The organism is Terrabacter terrigena, from assembly GCF_042676085.1.
In the GTDB taxonomy this organism is placed as follows: domain Bacteria; phylum Actinomycetota; class Actinomycetes; order Actinomycetales; family Dermatophilaceae; genus Terrabacter; species Terrabacter terrigena.
This window is the reverse complement of the sequence record NZ_JBHTKH010000012.1, coordinates 63,143-81,979: the sequence shown is the minus strand read 5'-3', so window position 1 is coordinate 81,979 and position 18,837 is coordinate 63,143. Positions and strand designations below refer to the sequence as shown.

The following is an 18,837-nucleotide window of genomic DNA, read 5'->3' as shown; positions in this document are numbered from 1 at the left end:
AGACCACCGGCGGCGCGGGAGACGCAGCGGAAACCTCATCGGATCGCCGCGCCCGCGGTCGAGAAGAAGGTGACCAGCGTGTTGGCCGCTCCGATGAGCATGGCTGCGGCCCCGGCGATCAGGACGCCGTTCTTGCCGCGGCCGGCGATGTGCGGGTTCGAGGAGGTCGAGCCGATGGCCCACGCCACGGCTGAGATCACGACACCGGCGACGGCGGCCACCAGGCCAAACGTGAGAAGGGCGCCCACGATCCTCTCGAGCGCGGCGAGACCCGGGAGGCCGTTTGTGTTGGGCGTGACGTCAACGGACGGGAGGTGCATGGTCGAGTCCCTTCGATGAGGCGGGCAGGTCCCGCACACGGTTGGCTCTACTCGCGTGGTGGGGCAGCATCGGATGCGAGTCAGGCGATGTGGCGGTAACCGGAGACCCCGTCGGCGATGAAGGAGGTGAGCCGCACCACCTTGACGACGTCGCCTGTCCGCGGCGCGTGCAGCACCTGCCCGTGCCCGACGTACATGCCGACGTGTCCCGGGTGAGCAAGGGTGCCCAGAGCGCCGGGGATCAGGATGAGGTCTCCTGGGCGCAGTGCTGCCGCGATGACCGGGCTGCCGTTGCGGAGCTGCTGTCCGGTCACCCTGCCGATCGAGACACCGGCCTGCCGCCATGCGGTCTGCATGAGGCCGGAGCAGTCGTACGTGGCGGGCCCCTCGCCGCCCCATTGGTAGGGCTTGCCTCGTTGCGCGAGAGCGAACGTGACCGCTGCCGCTGCTCGCGGCGTGACACCTGAGATGTCCTTCTGATTGGTGTCGGAGGTGCCGGGGTGGCTGTCCGAGATGGCGGCGGCTCCGCAGTCCAGTTCGCCGAACGCGTTCGACCCGCCGATCGCCATCAGGATCCGACTGGCGCGTTCGCCCTGGCGGAGGTAGTTGCCGCCGTAGACCAGGGACTGCCCGTTGGCGGCCGTGGGGTTCCCTGTGAAGGCGGAACGCTGCACGGTCTGCGCCGCACGCCACGGCTCCATCGATGACCAACCAGGAACTGCCAGCAGGGCGTCGAGGAACAGGTTCGTGGCGGACCGGGGGTCCATTCGTTGGGCGGCCGTTCCCCAACCCGGACGTTGCTGGAAGATGCCCAGAGAGTCGTGGTCATAGCCGATGCCTTGCGCCGGAATCCCATTGCCAGACGGGTCGTTCGGGTTTCTGAGCACCAAGAGGTTCGACTCGGTCAGGCCGGTCATGAGGGCGACGTATGCCGCTGGGCGTCCTCCGCGTGCGAGCGCGGTCGCGTAGACCGTTCGAGCGTTCTGGGCTTGCGCGTTCGAGAGCTCAGGGACGCTGCCCGTGGTGACGCAGACGGGTGGCGGGCTGGGTGCTGCAGCCGTGCCGCTCGGCAGCAGGAGCAGCAGGAAGAGGACGCCACCCGCCGCGAGCAAGGAGCCGAGGACGGCTAGCGCGGCCTTCTGGATCGACATGCTGGGCAAGACGGTTCGGTCGGGACATCATCGGCCGGACACGGTCAGGGGCGGGGATGTCGCCTTGCACTGTCGGAGATCCTCGGCACCATGGAAGTGAGGAGGTGTCTGCCCATGCTGCGTCGTCAACCGCGCCGTGAGGCTGATGTCGCGCTGGTGTTGGCTGATGCGCGGCGGCTTGCTCTCGAGGTTGCCGGGCTTGCCCCGTCCAACGAGGTGGATGTGATGGCGCTCGGGGTCGTGCTCGAGCCCGGCGAGCGTGCGAGTCGCGTACTCGCGATCCGACTTCGGGTGCGTGAGGGTGGCACCTGGACTGACGAGGCAGCGTGCTCGGTTCTGGTCACGGACCGGCGGATGCTGCTCACCCTGCCGCATGGCGAGATGGCCTCGCTCTGGTGGGGTGGGCTGGTGGGCCTGGACGTTGATCTCGTCAACCACCGGGTGACTCTTGACTATGGGGACGCTCGTCCCCGAGTGCTCCTCGGTCCCGGTGTGGAGTCGGTCGCCGTGATGGCCGTGGCCCAGGTTTACGGGCTCGACGCCCTGGCCACGCATCCCGGTCTGTCGCCGCTTCGACACCCTCTGCCAGCCTTCGAGCCGTGAGCCGCCGAGCGACCGGATGGGGTCCGGCATGCTCGGAGCCTCCGTGGAAGGCGCGGATCTGCCGGCGGACGTAGGCGCGTTGTTCTGCCGTTACCGACTGCTCCTCGACGAACATGCGAAGCAGTCCTGGCCATCCGCTGGTTGATCCCGCGACGAGGCGGTGGATGACTCGCAGCTGTGTGTCCGTGAAACCGAGCTTCCTCAGCATGCGGCGGGTGCACATCCGAGAGTTTCCGCCGGACCCCTTCGGCGAGACAGTCTTCAGCGGATCGGTCGAGCCCCGGAGCCGCGCGTCCTCGCATCTGGAGATGAAGATGTCGAGGACCGCGTCGAGCTGAAGGGAGGTCGTCTCCGCCGCGCTGATACCGATGTTTTCGAGGACCCACTGGCCGAAGCTGGGCCGGGACGTTTGAGCCATCAGGCACCTTCCTCCCGGTCGAGGCTGTACCAACGGATCAGGGAGTCACCCGGCACGCCGGTCATGCCATGCAAGAGGTCTGACTGCGCAAGACGTGCCGATCCGTTCGCGCCCTTGGTTGCGACGCCTCGGAGCTTCTTGAAGAGCTCCCCGGCGTCGAGGTCTCGCGCCTCTTCTTCGTGCAAGTGGAGCCAGTCCATGACGGCGAGCAGCTCATGGCTTGCGTGTTCCCGGCCCACCACGCGGACCTGAGCAGTGGAGCCGAACGGCGTCACGCCTCGGGCACCCTGGGTGCAGACCACCCGCTGCACCACGAACCAGAGCTCGTCCCTCGCGTCCGAGATGCTCGTCAGCCGGGGGCAGCGTCTCAGCGCGGCCCACAACTGATCCTCCTGGTTGCCTGAGTTCCGGTCGCCGTTCGTGGCGCTGTGGGTCATGGCTTCGTCCCCTCGGTGAGTTGGTTCGCCCATGGAACGGCGTGGGGACGGCTCTTGTCGGCGGCTGGGACGAGATCGGTGGACCGACTGGTGCGCTTGAGGGGAGCCCCCGAGTTATCCACAGGCGGGGCTTGTCTCCGGTGGCGCTGTCTGGGGCATGACCGAGAATGATCATGAAGCACGCCAAATCGGGACGGCTTAGTGCAGCGGCGACGCCAGGGCCGATGGGCGTTGGCTTCGACGGCTGAGGAATCAGACGGCGACGAAAGGGATCGCATGTTGGCCTCCGAGACGAATCGAGTGCTTGCCCGAATCACGTTTGCCGACAGCCGGCTCCGCCAACAGATGACGCCAGGTGACGCCGGGTGACTCGGCGATGACCACCGAGTCGTCGCCCCTGCGGGCCTGTCGGCTGAGGAAGGGCTGGAGTCAGGCTGCAGCGATGCGCCGCTTCGCGGCCGAGGTAGTGCGCAATGGTGGGGTCGCACCCGAGGGCACATCGCTGAAACGGATGTTCGCCTACTGGGAGTCCGGCGCGCGGGCCGTCACGGTGCCGGTCTACCAGCAGGCCTTCATCAGCCTCTACGCCGCGCCCCCGGAGGCGTTGGGATTCGTGCCGGCGGATGAGTCCGGGCGAGTCGCCGACCTGCGCGAGCGTCCGCTCGAGATCGTGGCGGTCGACCAAGGGCTCGTCGACATCTTCGAGGCGCAGACACAGTCGCTGCGTTTGCTCGACCGACGGCTCGGGTCTGCTGTCCAGGCGGCGCAGGCCGAGGCCCACGTGCGTCAGATCGAGGCGGTGCTAAGGCGCAGCGTCGGTAGCAAGCGAGCTGCCTTGGCTCGAGCGTTCGCCGAGGCGGCCGCCCTCGCTGGGTGGCAGGCACTCGACAGGGCGGATGTGACGAGTGCCTGGGAACTGCATGAGTCGGCGAAATCGGCCGCGCTTGAGGGAGAGGACGAGTCGATCGCCGCCCACGTGTTCGCACAGCAGGGACTGGTGCTGCTCGACGCCGAACAGCCGACGCTGGCAATGGATTCCGTGAAGACGGCTGCGACACGCGCCGGAGCCGCACCGCCCGTCATGCGGGCTTGGCTTGCCGCAGCTCTGGCTGAGTGCCACGCAGCGCTCGGAGATGCCGACGACGCTCGACGGCGCCTCGACGAGGCCGACAGCCATCTGGCGGCCGCGGTTGTCGACGGAAGCGAGCTGCCATATCTCATGCTCTCCGAGGAACACCTCCACCGGTGGCGAGCCCACTGCATGGCCGAGCTCGGTGACCTCGAGGCAGTCGATGCCGCGGCCGCTGCGAGTCCGGCCGAAGGTGACTCGGTACGTGCCGCTACCGCGCTGCACACAGATTTGGCGTCGGCCTACCTCAACGCCGGTGACCTCGAGGCCGCCGCGGTCGAGGCAGGGGTAGCCCTGCGGATGGCCGAGCGGTATGGCTCAGCGAGGCAGCGCAAGCGATCAGTCGCGATCCTCTCCCGCTGTCAACGCGAGGTAGTGCAGCAACCCGATCAGGGTCCCTGAGTTGACGACCTTGCCCTCGTCGATGAGGCGAGGGACCTCGGCCAGGGGCATCCATTCGAAGCGCCCCTCGTCGAGCTCCGTCGGCTCTCCGACGCGCTCGGCACCGCGGGCGACGAAGACGTGGTGACGGCTGCGAACCATGCCGATCATCGGCTCGAAGGTCACCGCCCGACGGATCGTCCTTGCCCGGTAGCCGGTCTCCTCGATGATTTCCCGGATCGCGGTCGCCTCCGGGTCCTCGCCCTGCTCGACCAAGCCGCCGGGCAGTTCGTAGTTCCAGACGTCCGGGACAAAGCGATGCCGCCAGCTGAGCAGGACGTGCTCCTCGTCGTCGTCGATCACGACGGCCATGGCGGCTTCTGGCATCGTCACGGTGTGGTGCTCGAAGTGTTGTCCGGAGGGGAGTACGACGTCGGCCGCGCCAAGTGTTACCCACTTGCTTTCGTAGATCGCCCGCTCACCCAGGACCTGCCATGCGTCCGCCTCGACCGAATCGCTCATGAGGTGCTCACTCTTCCTGCGGCTCCGATGGCCGACGTGCTCGCGTCCGTTTGCCGCTCAGTCGAACTCCAGCCTATGACCGCAGCGGCCTGCCCGAGTTCGGGACGCGGCCCCGCCGCCGCGAGGCAGACCGGCTGTTCACTCGAGCTGTGATGGCTTGAGGCCGACCTCCCGGGCTTTCTGTCGCAGGGCAGTCGCCGGTTCGCCGATGAGGCGCTCGGTCCGTCCGACACCGGAGACCTTCACGAGTGCCACCTGAGCGCGCGACAGGGCGGCCTCGGCGAGTTCGAGACGATCGCGGGCCTTGTCGCGAAGTTTCTCAGCGGCGGTGACGGCGCGAAGTGCGTCGGACTCGGACTTCTGCGCTGCACGCAGCCGTGCGCGGGCGGTCTCGTTCACGGGGAGTGCATCGGACATGGCGGCTCCTTCAAGCATCGAGTTTGACCTGAGTCCAACGTCCCCGCCGGGACAGCATGCTTCGCCCGACACGGCGCGGTGGTCCCGCGACGGGGGCACATCGTTTGGCGCCGAACACCAATTCGATGTTGCGCGACAACGGGCTGATGGCAGGAGGCACGGGGCGTGGGCGCGGGATCCCCTGCGTGACCGGCACGTGGTGGCACCACAGTCAGCACCTCGCCCGAGCCGCCACTGATTGGTGGAGGGGACGATGCCTGGCGGCGGTCCGTGGCCGGGCGAGTGGCGACGCGATCCCGCACCCGCTCCGTTGTCGGCTCTCGTCGTCTATGTGGTCACGGACGAGGGCCTGCCGTCACGGTGCAGGCCTGGGTCGACGCCCGGTACCTGCGCCCACCCCACCTGACTCGCCCACTCCCACGCCTCTTCCCGAACCGACCTACCAGAACCCCGCTCCCGCAGGAACCCCGTCATCACGCCCGCGGCATCTTCGCCGCCGGCCCCGACCCTTGTCCCGGTCATCCCGCCCAGATAGGCAATCCTTCGCTCCACAGACCCGTGAATACCTTTGCGGGACAGCGTGACTGAGTCGACCCGTGACCGGCGGTCAGCGGGCCTGTGGTTGTCCTGATCAGGCGGCCGGGTCGAGCACGACGGTGTGGCCGAGTCGCTCGAGCTGCGCTACGAGCCTTCGAGCATGGGCCTCGTCATTGCGCCGCTGGAGCCAGTCCGGGCCGAGGTCGCGGTAGCTCTGATCGGTGAGCAGCATGTGGTAAGCCGCGACGAGGATGGAGTGGGCGACGGCGACCTGGGCGCGCTTGGGCCCGCGACGTCCGGCCAGCCTGGCGTACTGCGAGGCCAGGTAGGTGTCTTTGGTGCGGGATGCGGAGCTGGCGGCCTCGACCAGCGCCGAGGTGAGCCACTTGTTGCCGTGCCGGGTCGCGGAGGGGCGGCGATACCCGGCGGACTCGTGCACGCCGGGGGCGACGCCGGCCCACGCGGCCAGGTGCTGCGCGGACGGGAAGCGGGACATGTCGGCACCGGTCTCCGCGACGATGACCTGGGCCGTGTGGAGCCCGACGCCCGGGATCGTGGTCAGCAGCTCGAGCTGGTGCTGCCACGGGTCGAAGGCGGCGTCGATGACCTCCCCGAGCAGGCTCTGGGCCAGCTCGACCGAGTCGAGCCGACGCAGCATCGCCGACCCGAGCCGGGCGTGGTGGGCGTCGAAGCTGCCCGTGAGGGCTTCGATGAGGTCGGGGATCTTGACGCGCATCTTCCCCTTGGCCAGGTCGGCCAGCACCGCCGGGTCTGCCTCGCCGTCGATCAGCGCTTGCAGCATCCGACGCACCGACACGGTGGTGACCGAGGACGCGACGGCGGACACCTTCATGGAGGCGTCCTCGAGCATCTGCTCGAGCCGGCCGGCGTCACGAACCCGGTCCCCGCTGAGCTGGGTGCGGTACCGGGTCAGCAGCCGTAGCCGCCGGATCGGTGGCGGCGGCACGAAGGAGGGCCGGACCAGGCCGTGCTCGACCAGCTGCGCGATCCACTCGGCGTCGCGCACGTCGGTCTTGCGCCCGGGCAGGGCTTTGATGTGGGCGGCGTTGATCAGCCAGCACTCCAGGTGCTCCTCGAGCGCGTAGAACACCGGCTTCCAGTAGGTGCTGGTCGACTCCATCCCAGCCACGGTGACTCCGGAGTCGATCACCCACGCCGTCATCTCCTGCAGCGTGCGGGTCATCGTGGGAAAGGTCCGGATCTCGCTGCGGCGTTTACCGCCCGAGCCCGGGGTGCGCACGCACACGGTGACCGACCTCTTGCCGATGTCCAGTCCCGCTGCGCGGTCGAAGAGAACGTCCATGCCTGCTACCTCCGATCGGCCATCGTCAACTGCGGCGCCGCCCGGAGGGCTCTCTAATCCAGGACACAGACCCACGTGCTCACGGCAACAATCCAGCTCTCCCGAGACACCCCGCGTCATACACGTCTACGGGCTCACCCGCACCAGTGTGGCTCGACGTCACCGAGCGACACCCCATTCTCATCCCCCCAGATCGCGACCCGAAGGGCCCCAACCGTTTTACACGTCTGGCACCAAAGGTGCCCGCTCCCGCGGATGGTGACCCGGGCGCGGGGTGGTTCGGGGGTGACGATGTCGATCAGGCGGATGACCCTGGGGTCGGGCTACCGGTACCTGATGGCGTCCGTCGCGCGCGGCGACTCCGGTGGCCCGACGGCCTCCCCGTTGAGCGGCTATTACACCCAGGCGGGCACGCCGCCGGGCCGGTTCCTCGGCAGCGGTCTGGCCGGGCTCGACGCGGGGCGAGGCGTCGAAACGGGGTCGGTGGTGACCGAGGAGCACCTGTGGCGAATGCTCGGCATGCTGCAGGACCCGGTCACCGGGCAGCCCCTCGGCCGGGCCCCGGCGCCGGGGCACGCGGCATCCGTCGACGGTCTCGGCCGGGCGCGGAGGGCGCCCAAGACGGTGGCCGGATTCGACCTGACGTTCAGCGCGCCGAAGTCGGTCTCGACGATCTGGGCGCTCGCGGATGAGGCGACCCGGGAGCGGATCCGGGTCGCGCACGAGGCGGCACTGTCGTTTGTGCTCGGGTACGCGGAGGAGCAGGTGTTCGCGACCCGGACCGGCCGCGGCGGCGTGGTGTCGGACGACGTGCGCGGGGTCATCGGGGCGGCGTTCGAGCACTGGGACTCCCGCGCGGGCGACCCGCAGCTGCACACGCACGTCGTCGTGTTGAACCGGGTGCAGGCGGTCTCGGACGGCGGCTGGCGCACCCTCGACAGCAAGGCGCTGTTCCGTTCCGCGGTTGGGCTGTCCGAGCTGTACAACGGGGTCCTGGCCGACCTGGTCACCGGCGACCTCGGCGTGGGGTGGACCCCGGAGGGGCGCCGGCACTCGGCCGTGGAGAAGTGGGAGGTCAGCGGCGTCGGTGCGGCGCTTCGGGCGGAGTTCTCCCAGCGCACCACGGAGATCGAGCAGGCCAAGGACGTCCTCGTCGAGTGGTTCGTCGCCAGCCATGGTCGGCAGCCGACGGCGCGTGAGGTGCTCCAGATGCGGCAGCAGGCGACGCTGGAGACCCGCCCTGAAAAGCACCTGAAGCCGCTCGGGGAGCTCATCCACGGCTGGCGACGCCGCGCGGAGCCGTTCGTCGGCGACGACCCGCAGGCATGGGTCGCGAGCCTCGCCGGGCGCAACGACCTGCCGCTGCTGAGGGCGTCGGACCTGTCTGCGGGGATGCTCGATGAGGCGGCGCGGGTCGCGGTCGAGGTGGTGTCCGGGAAGCGGGCGACGTTCACCCGGGCGAACGTGCTGGCCGAGGTTCTGCGGCAGATCGCCGGTATTCGGTTCACCGAGCCAACGGAGCGGGTCGCCGTCGCGGACCGGGTCGCGGACCTGGCCCTCGAGCGGTCGGTGGCGCTTACACCCGCTGAAAGCGGCGTCGTGCCCGAAGGCTTGCGTCGGCCGGACGGGTCCTCCCGGTTCCGTCCCCGCAACTCGGAGCAGTTCACCACGGTCGAGCTCATCGACGCGGAGGAGCGGCTCCTCGCAGCGGGGCGCGCACTCGACGGGCCTTTTGTCGACGAGGCCGTGGCCGGGTCGGTCACGGCTCAGGATCTTCCCGGGCGCGGGCATCCGCTCTCACCGGAGCAGGCCGCGGCGGTGTGCCAGGTGCTCGGCTCCGGGCGGGTCCTGGACGTGCTCGTCGGGCCGGCTGGGACCGGGAAGTCGACCGCGATGGCCGGGGCCCGCGCCGGCTGGGAGGCCAGGTTCGGTCCCGGGTCGGTCGTCGGGTTGGCGCCGTCCGCGGCTGCTGCGGAGGTGTTGGCGGAGGCCGTCGGGGTGCCGACCGAGAACACGACAAAGTGGCTGACCGAGGCCGCTCGGCAGCCCGCCCGGCTGCAGGAGCTGGAGCGGCTGTCGGTGCGGCTGGACCGGGCCAGCCCTTCACTGCGCACCCGTGCCCTGATCGGGCGGGCGAGTGCGGTGGCCGCGGAGGTCGACCGGTGGCGACTGAAGGCGGGGCAGCTGGTGATCGTCGACGAGGCGTCGATGGCCGGCACGTTCGAGCTCGACACCCTCACCGCGCACGCCCGGGCGGCGGGCGCCAAGGTGCTGCTCGTGGGGGACTGGGCCCAGTTGTCGCCGGTGTCGGCCGGAGGCGCGTTCAAGCTCGTCGCGACGGACCGCGACGACGCCCCACACCTATCGGACGTGCGCCGATTCCGGCACGAGTGGGAGCGCGACGCCTCCCTCGGCTTGCGCGCCGGGCGCGTGACGGCGGCCGGGAAGTACGCAAAGCAGGGTCGCGTCGAGGGCGGCGACCGCGAGTCGATGCTCGACATGCTCTACGAGGCGTGGCAGGCAGACACGAAGGCAGGGAAACGATCGATCATGGTCGCGGCCGACGCGCAGACCGTGGCCGATCTCAACGCCCGGACCCGCGCCGACCGCGTCGCCGCGGGTGAGGTCAGCCATGGCGGGGTGGCGATCGGCGGCGGCGCCACGATAAGCGTCGGGGACGTGGTCGTCACCCGCCTGAACCAGCGCGACCTCGCCACTTCCGGTGCGTGGGTGAAGAACGGCGACATTTGGACGGTGACCGCCATCCGCGGAGACGGATCGGTCCGGGTCCGGCGCCCGAGTGGCGGAGGAGTGGCCGTCTTGCCGGCCGCGTATGTCCGCGAGCACGTCGAGCTCGGATACGCGTGCACCGCGCACCGGGCCCAAGGGCGAACCGTCGACACCGCGCACGCGTACGTCACCGCGACCACCGTGCGCGAGCCGCTTTACGTCATGGCCACCCGCGGCCGGGAGAGCAACCGGCTCTACGTCGACACGATGTACGACCCGGACGTCGCCACCGCCCACGAGGAGCCCGTCGAGGCTCAAGCCGTCGACGTACTCGAGCAGGTCTTGGCGCATTCGGGCGCGGACCAGTCCGCCACCGAAACACGCCACCAGGAGGCGCAAACTGCCGAAGGTCCGGCCCGGCTCGACGCCGAAGGCGCGGCAATATACGCCGTCGGCGGCGCACAGCGGTACGCCGATCTGCTCCTCTCGGCCGGCATCCCGGCCACGGACATCGAGGCAGCTAAACGGTCGGACCGGTGGCGACCCCTCCTCGCCCGCATGCACCACGCCGAGCGGCTCGGCGTCAACGTGCCCGGAGCCATCATGTCGTGGAGAGCCGCTACCGAGGGCCTCCACGCGCGGGATCGGCTCCTGTCGATCGAGGTGCTCCTGATTCGGGCCATGGCCGTCGACCCCGAGCCGTCAATCGCCGGAAACGAGGGCTCGAGACGAGTCACGACGCAACGCACCATGTAGTCGGACTCCTGACCCCTACGCCTGTCGGCAGGGACGTTCCCGGCGTCTAGTCTGGGACTCCCGGAGACGGGAGTCCCCATCAAGGTCCTGGGCGCCGACGAGGCGTCCTTACTTCATCTCCCGCGCCGCGGCACCGACCACCTCTACTGTCACCGTCAGCCAGGCGCTGGTGACGCGATCGCGGCGTACACCGGACGGTTCCGGACCTGACCGTCTCGGACCTTGACCATGAACCCGTCAGTGAACACCGCGGCGTACACGCCCCCCAAGGGGCTCGGACTCAGTGCGTCCCGCTGCAGCTCAACATGCGGAGAAGAAGTGGGTGAGGACCCGCTCGCCGAAGGTGAGGGCAGAGGTCGGCACTCTCTCGTCAGCTCCGTGGAACATCGCTGGGAAGTCGAATCCGGCGGGCAGTTGAAGCGGAACGAACCCGTAGCAGTTGATGCCCAGTCGTGCGAAGTGCTTGGCGTCGGTTCCGATGGGGAGGCAGGCGGGCACGGCGACGCCTTGGGGGTCCTCCGCGGAGATGGCGGCGGAGATCGCCGCGGGCACCGGGCCGGTGAACGGGGTCTCGAGCGCGTCGCTGTGCAGGGTCCGCTCGACGTGGACGAGGTCACCGACGAGTGCTTCCAGCTCCTCGTAGAACTCCTTCTCGTAGCCGGGGACGAAACGTCCGTCCACGCGTGCTTCGGCGGAGGAGGGGACGACGTTGTGCTGCAGGCCGGCCGTGAGCTGGGTGGCGTTGTAGGTGTTGCGCAGGGTGGGCACCAGCAGCTTGGCCAGCGGGCCCGTGGCCTGCAGGGCGGCCTCTGGGGTGTCGGCGTGGTGCCACTGGCGTGCCGTGGTGACGAGGCCCTCGGACGTGCGGCACAGCCGCAGTCCGAAGTCGTGGTGCTCGAGCCTGTGGATGGCCTCACTGAGCTTGACGACGGGGTTGTCGGTGTGGCTCATGGAACCATGGCCTCCAGTCCCGCGAGCGATCAGCCGTAGCCAGCCGATGCCCTTCTCCGCGGTCTGCACGAGGTAGGCGCGCCGGCCTGCGTCGTACTCGTGGCTGAACCCGCCGGCTTCCCCGATTGCCTCGGTGCAGTCCTCGAACAGCTCACGGTGATTCTCGACCAGCCAGCGTGCTCCCAGTCCGCCGCCCAGCTCCTCGTCGGCCACGAAGGCCAGGACGATGTCGCGGCGGGGCTGCCAACCGGTGGACAGCAGACGACGCAGCGCGGTCAGGGTCATCGCGGCCATGTTCTTCATGTCCACGGTGCCTCGGCCCCAGACGTAGCCGTCGCGGATCTCCCCGGCGTGCGGTGGGACGGTCCAGGCGCTGGGGTCGGCTGGCACCACGTCCAGATGAATGTGAACGAGCAGAGCGTCCTGGTGTGGGTCGGTGCCGGCGATCCTGGCCACCACGTTCGTTCGTCTGGGTGCCGACTCCAGAATCTGGGGCGACAGCGACAGGTCGGACAGTTCGAGTGCCACCCGTTCCGCAGTTCCCCGCTCGAACTCTCCCAGTGCCGACGAGTCGAAGCGAACGAGCTCGGAACACAGCAGCGACACCGGGCTGTCGCTGGGATCACCGCTGCGCTCAGCGGATTGGAGAGCGTCGGGGGGCAATGGCACGGGGGTGGTCATGGTCCTCTTCTTTCGGCGGCCTCCCGGCAAGGGGCCGCGGGGCTGCGGGGTAGAGCCCTGCGCGCAGCGAATTCACTATGTTGACGATCGTGTCGCCATAGTGGACGATTTCCTCATGGATCTCAAGCCCGACCAAGCGGAACTCAACGGGGCCGCCGGCGAAGCGACGCAGCAGCAGGCCAAGCGTGCGATCACGGCAGCCGGGGCGCTGGTCCTGCAACTGCGGCGGGACGCGGGCTACAGCATTGCGACCTTGGCGGCGATGGCGGACATGAGCCCGGGGTTGTTGAGCCAGATCGAGCGTGGCCGTGGGAACCCGTCACTGACCACGTTGATCAAGCTCTCCCAAGCGCTCCGGGTGCCTGTCGGGCGCTTCTTCGGCGGGGGTGACGAGGCCGGAGCGGTGGTGCGCCGCGATCAGCGCATGCGGTTGCAGGTGGCGGAGGACAACCTGGTCTACGAGATGCTCACTCCTCACATGCATGGTCAGCTCGGCATGGTCCGGGCCCAGATCGCTGCGGGATGGGACAACGAGGACGCGCCGTTTGTCCATGCCGGCGAGGAGTGCGTGATCGTCACTGCGGGCAGGTTGTTGGTCACTGTCAACGGCACCGGCTACCACTTGGCCGAGGGCGACTCGCTCACCTACGACTCGTCACTGCCGCACTGGTATCGCAACCCCGAGACCACCGATGCAGTTCTGATCGGCGCCATGACGCCGCCGTCCTTCTAGTCCCTTTTGCCGGTTCCCCGGCTCGACGAAAGGCTCACAATGACGTTTTCCATCACTGCCCGCTGCCCTCGCACCGGCATGTTCGGTGTGGCGGTCTCTACCGCGGTGCCAGCCGTCGGGGCGATCTGTTGCTTCGGCGGCCCAGGGATCGGTGCCATTGCCACGCAGTCCTGGGTCAACCCTTATCTCGGCATCGACGGCGTCGAGTTGCTCAAGCAGGGGCTGGCTGCCGCGGAAGTGGTTGAGCGCCTGGTCGGTCAGGACCCCGGGCGCGACGTGCGACAGTTGGGCGTCGTCGATGCCCAGGGCCGCTCGGCCGCCTACAGCGGAACGCAGTGCACCTCATGGTTCGGCCACATGACCGGGCACGGCTACAGCATCCAAGGCAACATGTTGGTCGGCGCCGACACCTTGCAAGTCATGCAGGAACGGTTCACCGCCACCGAAGACGCGGAACTGCCGGAGCGGCTAGTCAGCGCGCTCGAGGCCGGCCAAGCGGCTGGGGGCGACAAGCGGGGACGCCAGTCCGCGGCCGTCAAGATCTGGAAGTCCGAGCAGTACCCGTACCTGGATCTTCGTGTCGACGAGCACGCGCAGCCGGTCCTGGAGCTGCGCCGGGTGTACGAGGTTGCTCGGCGGCAGCTGCTTCCCTTCGTGGAGATGATGCCGACGCGGGAGGACCCCATCGGGGGCCACGACGCGGAGGTCGAGAGGTTCATCCTGCTCTCCCCCGAAGAACGGGCTCTGCGCTCCTGAGGCGCGCTGACGCGGGAACCAGGCGAAACTCCACGTCATCAACAAAGTGAAGAATCCTCATCTCATCTCTTGACCGGTGACCTGTGCCTGTTCATAATAATGATCATCCCCAGTCTGAAGTGAAGCCGCGTGCTGATTCGCTGTGCACGCCGGGCAACCGCTTCCCCCACGAAAGGCGGCTCGATGTCGCACACGACCCGACGCTCCCAGCACGCCCGTCTGCTTCCGGTCACCCTCGCGCTGCTGGCCAGCGGGTCCCTCGCCGCGTGCAGCGGCGGAGCCTTCAGCAGCGGAGGCTCACAGGCCAACACGAGCGGCCCGATCAAGATCGGCATGCTGCTGGACCAGACCGGCGAGCTCAACCTCGCGGGCAAGCCGATGCAGAAGGCGGCTGAAATGGCCGTGGCCGATGTCAACAGTCACGGCGGGGTCCTCGGGCGCACGCTGGAGCTGAAGAGCTACGACCCGCAGTCGGACAACGCCAAGTACGCCCAGTACGCGAGCCAGCTCGCGGAGCAGGACAAGGTCGACGTGATCATGGGCGGCATCACCAGCGCCTCGCGTGAAGCGGTGCGCCCGGTGGCCGACCGCACGAAGACGCTCTACATGTACAACGAGCCCTACGAGGGCGGCGTCTGCGACAAGAACACGTTCCTCAACGGCGCCACCCTTGACCAGACGATTGCGCCGCTGATGCCGTGGGGGATCAACAAATACGGGCCCAAGGTCTACGTCGTCGCTGCCGACTACAACTTCGGGCACAACGCCGCCAAGTGGGTCCAGAAGCTCACCACCCAGGCGGGCGGCACGGTCGTCAACACGGAGTTCGTGCCGCTTAACGTCTCCGACTTCAACTCCATCATCAACCACATCCAGGCGGCGAAACCTGACCTCATCGCCTCGATGCTCGTGGGCACGAACCACGTCGCGTTCTACCGGGCCTACGCCGCCGCAGGACTGAACCGCAGCACGCCCATCCTGTCCGAGACTTTCGGCCTCAGCGGCGAGCAGGTCGTGCTGGACCCCAAGGAGGCCAGCAACATCTTCGTCGCTGCCTCGTACTACGCGGCGCTCGATCGCCCGGAGAACGTGGCCTTCAAGAAGGCGTGGCACCAGACGAACGGCGCCTCCTACCAGGAGCCGACCGCTCAGGACATCGATGTGTGGAACGGGATCCACATGTACGCGGAGGCCGCCAAGAAGGCCGGGAGCACCGACCGTGTGAAGGTCACCGCCGCCTTGGAAGGCGGAACCAGCTTCGACGGACCAGGCGGGCAGGTCAGCGTGGACCCCAAAACCCACCACAGCGTCTACGACGTGCACATCGCCTCGACGAACGACAAGCACAGCTTCGACATCGTGAAGACCACGCCGCAGGTGCAACCGGCCTGGGAGCAGCAGGTATGTGACCTGCAGGCAAAGCCCGACGTCAACAAGCAGTTCAGCCTCGACTGACTCTTCGGTTGCGGAGCCGGCCCTCGGGTCGGCTCCGCTAGGAGCCCCCATGGACGCATCTCAAGTGGCCGCCATCGGCCTGTCCGTCATCAACAGCATCGCCATGCTGATCATCATCTCGGTGGGTCTGGCCGTGATCTTCGGGATGATGGGCCTGATCAACCTGGCCCACGGCGAGTTCCTGATGCTCGGGGCCTACATGACGGTCACCTTCTATCGCCTAGGACTGGGCTTCTGGGTCGCGTGCCTGCTCGGGGCCCTCTCGGTCGGCCTCTTCGGGGTCATCATCGAGCGCTGCCTGGTGCGCTTCCTCTATGGGCGGTTGGCCGCCATGATGCTCGCGACCTGGGGCCTGAGCCTGATCATCATCCAGGGCGTCACGATCGTCTTCGGGACCAGCACGCACTCCCTGCCCACACCGCTCGGCTCCTTCCGGATCGGCAGCTACTCGTTCTCCCAGTACTCGATCGTCGTCGATGTCGCCGCCATCGCCATGCTCGCCCTCGTCTTCGTGGTCTTCACGAGGACGCGGTACGGGGCCATGGCGCGCGCCTCCACACTCGACCCCAAGATGGCTGCCGCGATCGGCATCGACGTCCGTCGGGTCAACATGCTGACCTTCGGTTTCGGCGCGGCTCTCTCCGGCTTGGGCGGTGCCCTGCTCTCGGCCTTGGCGGGCGTGGTCCCCACGTTCGGCCAGCAGTACGTCGGGAACGCGTTCATGACTGTCATCTCCGGCGGAGGCGCAGTCCTGACGGGAACCGCGTCCGCGTCCGTGCTCCTGGGCGGAGTCCAAGGGGCGGTCGCCAACCTCTCCACGGCGTTCCTGGGCTCCATCGCGCTGCTCGTCGTGGCCATCGTTCTCCTGCGCTTCATGCCCAACGGCATCAGCGGCAAATGGGGCCGGCGCTTCTAGCTGGTCGCAGCTCCCACCCTTGAGAGGCACCATGAACACCATCCTCCGCCTGGCGAGGTCGCTGCCCGGGCGCATCGGTCTGACGGTGCTGTGCATCGCCGCGTCGGCTGCCGCGGCCGCCGGCTCCAACGCCTTCCTCGCGCAGCAGTGGGCCCTATGGGTCATCTTCGGCCAGCTCGCGGTGAGTCTCACCTTCGTGTGGGGGTACGGCGGCATCTTCAGCTTCGGCCAGGGCGCGCTGTTCGGGATCGGCTCCTACGCCTACGGCGTCTCGGCCATCAACCTCTCCCCGAGCACCGGAGAGACTTACTCGTCACTGATCGTGGCCGCCGCCGTCGCGGGTCTCTTCGCGCTCCTGTTGGGCTACTTCATCTTCTACGGCAACGTCGGGGAGCTGTATGTCGGCATCATCACCCTCGCGGTGACGCTGGTGCTGCTGACCTTCATGTCGAGCACCGGCTCGCCCGAGTGGCACATCGGGGACGCCCTGTTCGGCGGCTACAACGGCATGAGCGGCATCCCGGCCCTCGGTTCGGCGACCGCGCCGCTCAACCCGGGCCTTCAGCTGATCGTCGTGGTCGCCATCGCCTCCGTCGTCGTGCTTCTCCTGGACCAGCTGCTGCGCAGGCCCTTCGGCCGGTCCCTGATCGCCGTCAGGGACAACGAGCTGCGCTCACAGCTGCTCGGCTACGACGTGAGGAAGGTCCGGCTCGCGGCGTTCGTCATCGGTGGAGTCGTGGCCGGGCTGGCTGGAGGCGAGTTCGCCGCGTGGGGCCAGTTCACCAACCCGTCCGTGTTCAGCCTTCCGCAGGCGGCACTGGTCATCATCTGGGTGCTCGTCGGAGGACGGCGCTCCCTGTTCGGCGCGTTCCTGGGCGCCGTGGTGATCCAGGAGATCCAGACGGTCATGGGCGGCCAGGGCGGTGGCCTCACACCGATCGTCCTCGGCGCCATCATGATCCTCGTGGTGCTGCTGGCCCCCGAGGGCCTGATGGCCGCGGTATGGGCAGCCCTTCGCCGCCTTGGCGTCAACGTCGGTCGGCGCCCCACGACGCCCCGGCGCAGCGCACAGGACATCGCCGAGCACCGTCCTGCCAGCGCCGGCGAACTGGTCGCCGAGAACGCGTCCAAGACGTTCGGTGGCGTCAAGGCGGTCCGCGACGTGTCCGCGGCCTTCCGGCCCCGCACCGTCACGTCCCTGCTAGGACCCAACGGCGCCGGCAAGAGCACCTTCTTCAACCTCTTGGTCGGCCGCTACCCCGCAACCGCAGGACGGATCACCCTCGATGGGCGCGACATCACCAAGACCCCCACCTACCGACGAGCTCAGCTCGGCCTTGGCATCAAGACCCAGGTCCCCAGCGTCTACAACGAGCTGACCATCCGAGAGAACATCTGGCTCGCCGCCTACGCCAAGAAGCGCTCAGTCGAGCAGGCCGAAGGCGTCACCGACCACGTGTTGGAGGACTTCGGCCTCACACAGCGGCAGGAAACGCTCGTGGGGGACCTGGCGCACGGTCAACGACAATGGCTGGAGATCGCCATGGTGGTCGCAGGCCACCCCGAGGTGGTGCTCCTCGACGAGCCAACAGCCGGAATGACCCGCGAGGAGACCAGCCGAACCGCGCAACTGGTCCTCCAGCTCGCCGAGGGTGCCACCGTGGTCGTCGTCGAGCACGACATGGACTTCGTCCGCCAGCTCGGCTCCGACGTGGTGATGCTCCATCAGGGCGAGGTCTTCCGCACCGGCTCGATCGAAGAACTCCGCAAGGACGAACAAGTCCTCGACATCTACCTCGGAAGGGCCACCGCCGATGCTCCAGCTACATGATGTCTCCGCCGGATACGGACCGACACCCGTACTGCACGGCATCAGCCTCGAGGTCGGGCCAGGGGAGCTCGTAGCCCTGCTGGGGCGCAACGGCGTGGGCAAGACCACGCTGCTGCGTACCATCACCGGCGAGATCCCCGCCAGCCGCGGGGAGGTCCGACTGGCCGAGAAGCCCATCACCAAGATGAAGCCCCACGAGCGGGCCAGAGCAGGCATCGCGTACGTGCCACAGGGCAGACAGATCTTCAGCGACCTGAGCGTCCTGGACAACCTCCGCGTCGCCGGTTACGCCGCGCAGAAGCCCGGATGGCAGTCCATCGTCGACGAGATGCTCGAGCAGTTCCCGATCCTGGCCGAGAAGAGGACCCTCACCGGCGGGTCCCTCTCCGGTGGGCAGCAGCAGATCCTCGCACTGGCCCGAGCCCTCGTCACGGCCCCCGATCTGCTGCTGTTGGACGAGCCGTCAGAAGGGATCCAGCCCTCGATCGTCCAGCAGATCGCCCACGAGATCAAAGACATCAACCAGCGCCGGAACATCACCGTCGTCATCGTCGAGCAGAACCTCGAGTTCGCCGCATCGGTCGCCGACACCGCCTACGTCATGGACAAGGGCCGGATTGCCCAGAAGCTCAAGACCGACCACCTGCTCTCAGACGTGTCGCTCCAGCACGAGCTCCTCGGCGTCTGAGCATCGACGGATCTATTGGCTGCGGGTCTCGACCGGACGGCGCGCATCACGCTGTTCGGGCGTGAATTGGAGTGCGTGCGCACCGCGGTTCCGCGGTGAGG

The 18,837-nt window shown here is 68.2% G+C and carries 16 protein-coding genes and 1 pseudogene; 9 read left to right on the top strand and 8 right to left on the bottom strand.

All coding sequences use genetic code 11. The annotated features are described in order from the left end of the window. Window positions 1-35 precede the first annotated feature (35 nt). Entirely contained in the window at window positions 36-320 is a 285-nt protein-coding gene (locus ACFQ2V_RS16480; protein WP_386053939.1) for a DUF6112 family protein, read from the bottom strand. A gap of 80 nt (window positions 321-400) precedes the next feature. Continuing rightward, the gene (locus tag ACFQ2V_RS16475; RefSeq protein ID WP_386053938.1) at window positions 401-1,237 is read right to left on the bottom strand and encodes a C40 family peptidase; all 837 of its coding nucleotides are present in this window, start codon (window positions 1,235-1,237) and stop codon (window positions 401-403) included. Between the two features lie 348 nt (window positions 1,238-1,585). On the opposite strand from ACFQ2V_RS16475, the gene ACFQ2V_RS16470 reads away from it, so the two are divergent. After that, the gene (locus ACFQ2V_RS16470; protein ID WP_386053937.1) at window positions 1,586-2,074 is read left to right on the top strand and encodes a hypothetical protein; all 489 of its coding nucleotides are present in this window, start codon (window positions 1,586-1,588) and stop codon (window positions 2,072-2,074) included. A 417-nt stretch (window positions 2,075-2,491) separates the two neighbouring features. Here ACFQ2V_RS16470 and ACFQ2V_RS16465 read toward each other — a convergent pair whose 3' ends face one another. After that, window positions 2,492-2,929, bottom strand: a complete 438-nt coding sequence (locus ACFQ2V_RS16465) for a hypothetical protein (protein WP_386053936.1) — start codon at window positions 2,927-2,929, stop codon at window positions 2,492-2,494. 442 nt (window positions 2,930-3,371) lie between these two features. Between ACFQ2V_RS16465 and ACFQ2V_RS16460 the strand changes: the two genes are divergently transcribed. Beyond that, window positions 3,372-4,460, top strand: a complete 1,089-nt coding sequence (locus tag ACFQ2V_RS16460) for a hypothetical protein (protein WP_386053935.1) — start codon at window positions 3,372-3,374, stop codon at window positions 4,458-4,460. Here ACFQ2V_RS16460 and ACFQ2V_RS16455 read toward each other — a convergent pair. The 3 genes from ACFQ2V_RS16455 to ACFQ2V_RS16445 form a co-directional block, all read right to left on the bottom strand. Beyond that, a complete protein-coding gene (locus ACFQ2V_RS16455; RefSeq protein ID WP_386053934.1) occupies window positions 4,398-4,961 on the bottom strand; it encodes an NUDIX hydrolase in 564 nt (187 codons plus the stop codon). The genes ACFQ2V_RS16460 and ACFQ2V_RS16455 overlap by 63 nt on opposite strands. Window positions 4,962-5,099: 138 nt before the next feature. Next, a complete protein-coding gene (locus ACFQ2V_RS16450) occupies window positions 5,100-5,360 on the bottom strand; it encodes a hypothetical protein (RefSeq protein WP_386053933.1) in 261 nt (86 codons plus the stop codon). A gap of 649 nt (window positions 5,361-6,009) precedes the next feature. After that, window positions 6,010-7,239, bottom strand: a complete 1,230-nt coding sequence (locus tag ACFQ2V_RS16445) for an IS110 family transposase (RefSeq protein ID WP_386053932.1) — start codon at window positions 7,237-7,239, stop codon at window positions 6,010-6,012. Window positions 7,240-7,530: 291 nt separating this feature from the next. Here ACFQ2V_RS16445 and mobF point away from each other — a divergent pair, with 291 nt between their 5' ends. Next, window positions 7,531-10,725 (top strand): MobF family relaxase, encoded by a 3,195-nt coding sequence (gene mobF, locus ACFQ2V_RS16440; RefSeq protein ID WP_386053931.1) that lies wholly within the window; start codon window positions 7,531-7,533, stop codon window positions 10,723-10,725. A 158-nt stretch (window positions 10,726-10,883) separates the two neighbouring features. Here mobF and ACFQ2V_RS16435 read toward each other — a convergent pair. Together ACFQ2V_RS16435 and ACFQ2V_RS16430 are read right to left on the bottom strand one after the other, a co-directional pair. Next, window positions 10,884-10,997 (bottom strand): annotated as a pseudogene (locus ACFQ2V_RS16435) (transposase); the annotation flags it as partial. Between the two features lie 28 nt (window positions 10,998-11,025). After that, the gene (locus ACFQ2V_RS16430; RefSeq protein WP_386053930.1) at window positions 11,026-12,357 is read right to left on the bottom strand and encodes a M20/M25/M40 family metallo-hydrolase; all 1,332 of its coding nucleotides are present in this window, start codon (window positions 12,355-12,357) and stop codon (window positions 11,026-11,028) included. 115 nt (window positions 12,358-12,472) lie between these two features. Here ACFQ2V_RS16430 and ACFQ2V_RS16425 point away from each other — a divergent pair, with 115 nt between their 5' ends. The 6 genes from ACFQ2V_RS16425 to ACFQ2V_RS16400 all read left to right on the top strand — a co-directional run bounded on the left by ACFQ2V_RS16425 (window position 12,473) and on the right by ACFQ2V_RS16400 (window position 18,736). Beyond that, window positions 12,473-13,090, top strand: coding sequence for a helix-turn-helix domain-containing protein (locus ACFQ2V_RS16425; RefSeq protein WP_386053929.1), 618 nt, complete (start codon window positions 12,473-12,475; stop codon window positions 13,088-13,090). Window positions 13,091-13,129: 39 nt separating this feature from the next. Beyond that, window positions 13,130-13,846 (top strand): DUF1028 domain-containing protein, encoded by a 717-nt coding sequence (locus tag ACFQ2V_RS16420; protein WP_386053928.1) that lies wholly within the window; start codon window positions 13,130-13,132, stop codon window positions 13,844-13,846. A 183-nt stretch (window positions 13,847-14,029) separates the two neighbouring features. Continuing rightward, window positions 14,030-15,301, top strand: a complete 1,272-nt coding sequence (locus tag ACFQ2V_RS16415) for a transporter substrate-binding protein (RefSeq protein ID WP_386053927.1) — start codon at window positions 14,030-14,032, stop codon at window positions 15,299-15,301. Window positions 15,302-15,350: 49 nt separating this feature from the next. Continuing rightward, a complete protein-coding gene (locus ACFQ2V_RS16410) occupies window positions 15,351-16,217 on the top strand; it encodes an ABC transporter permease subunit (protein ID WP_386053926.1) in 867 nt (288 codons plus the stop codon). A 31-nt stretch (window positions 16,218-16,248) separates the two neighbouring features. Continuing rightward, window positions 16,249-18,048: an ABC transporter permease subunit gene (locus tag ACFQ2V_RS16405; RefSeq protein WP_386053925.1), complete on the top strand. Its 1,800-nt coding sequence runs from the start codon at window positions 16,249-16,251 to the stop codon at window positions 18,046-18,048. Beyond that, window positions 18,032-18,736 (top strand): ABC transporter ATP-binding protein, encoded by a 705-nt coding sequence (locus tag ACFQ2V_RS16400; RefSeq protein WP_386053924.1) that lies wholly within the window; start codon window positions 18,032-18,034, stop codon window positions 18,734-18,736. Before ACFQ2V_RS16405 ends, ACFQ2V_RS16400 begins: the two co-directional genes overlap by 17 nt. Window positions 18,737-18,837 lie beyond the last annotated feature (101 nt).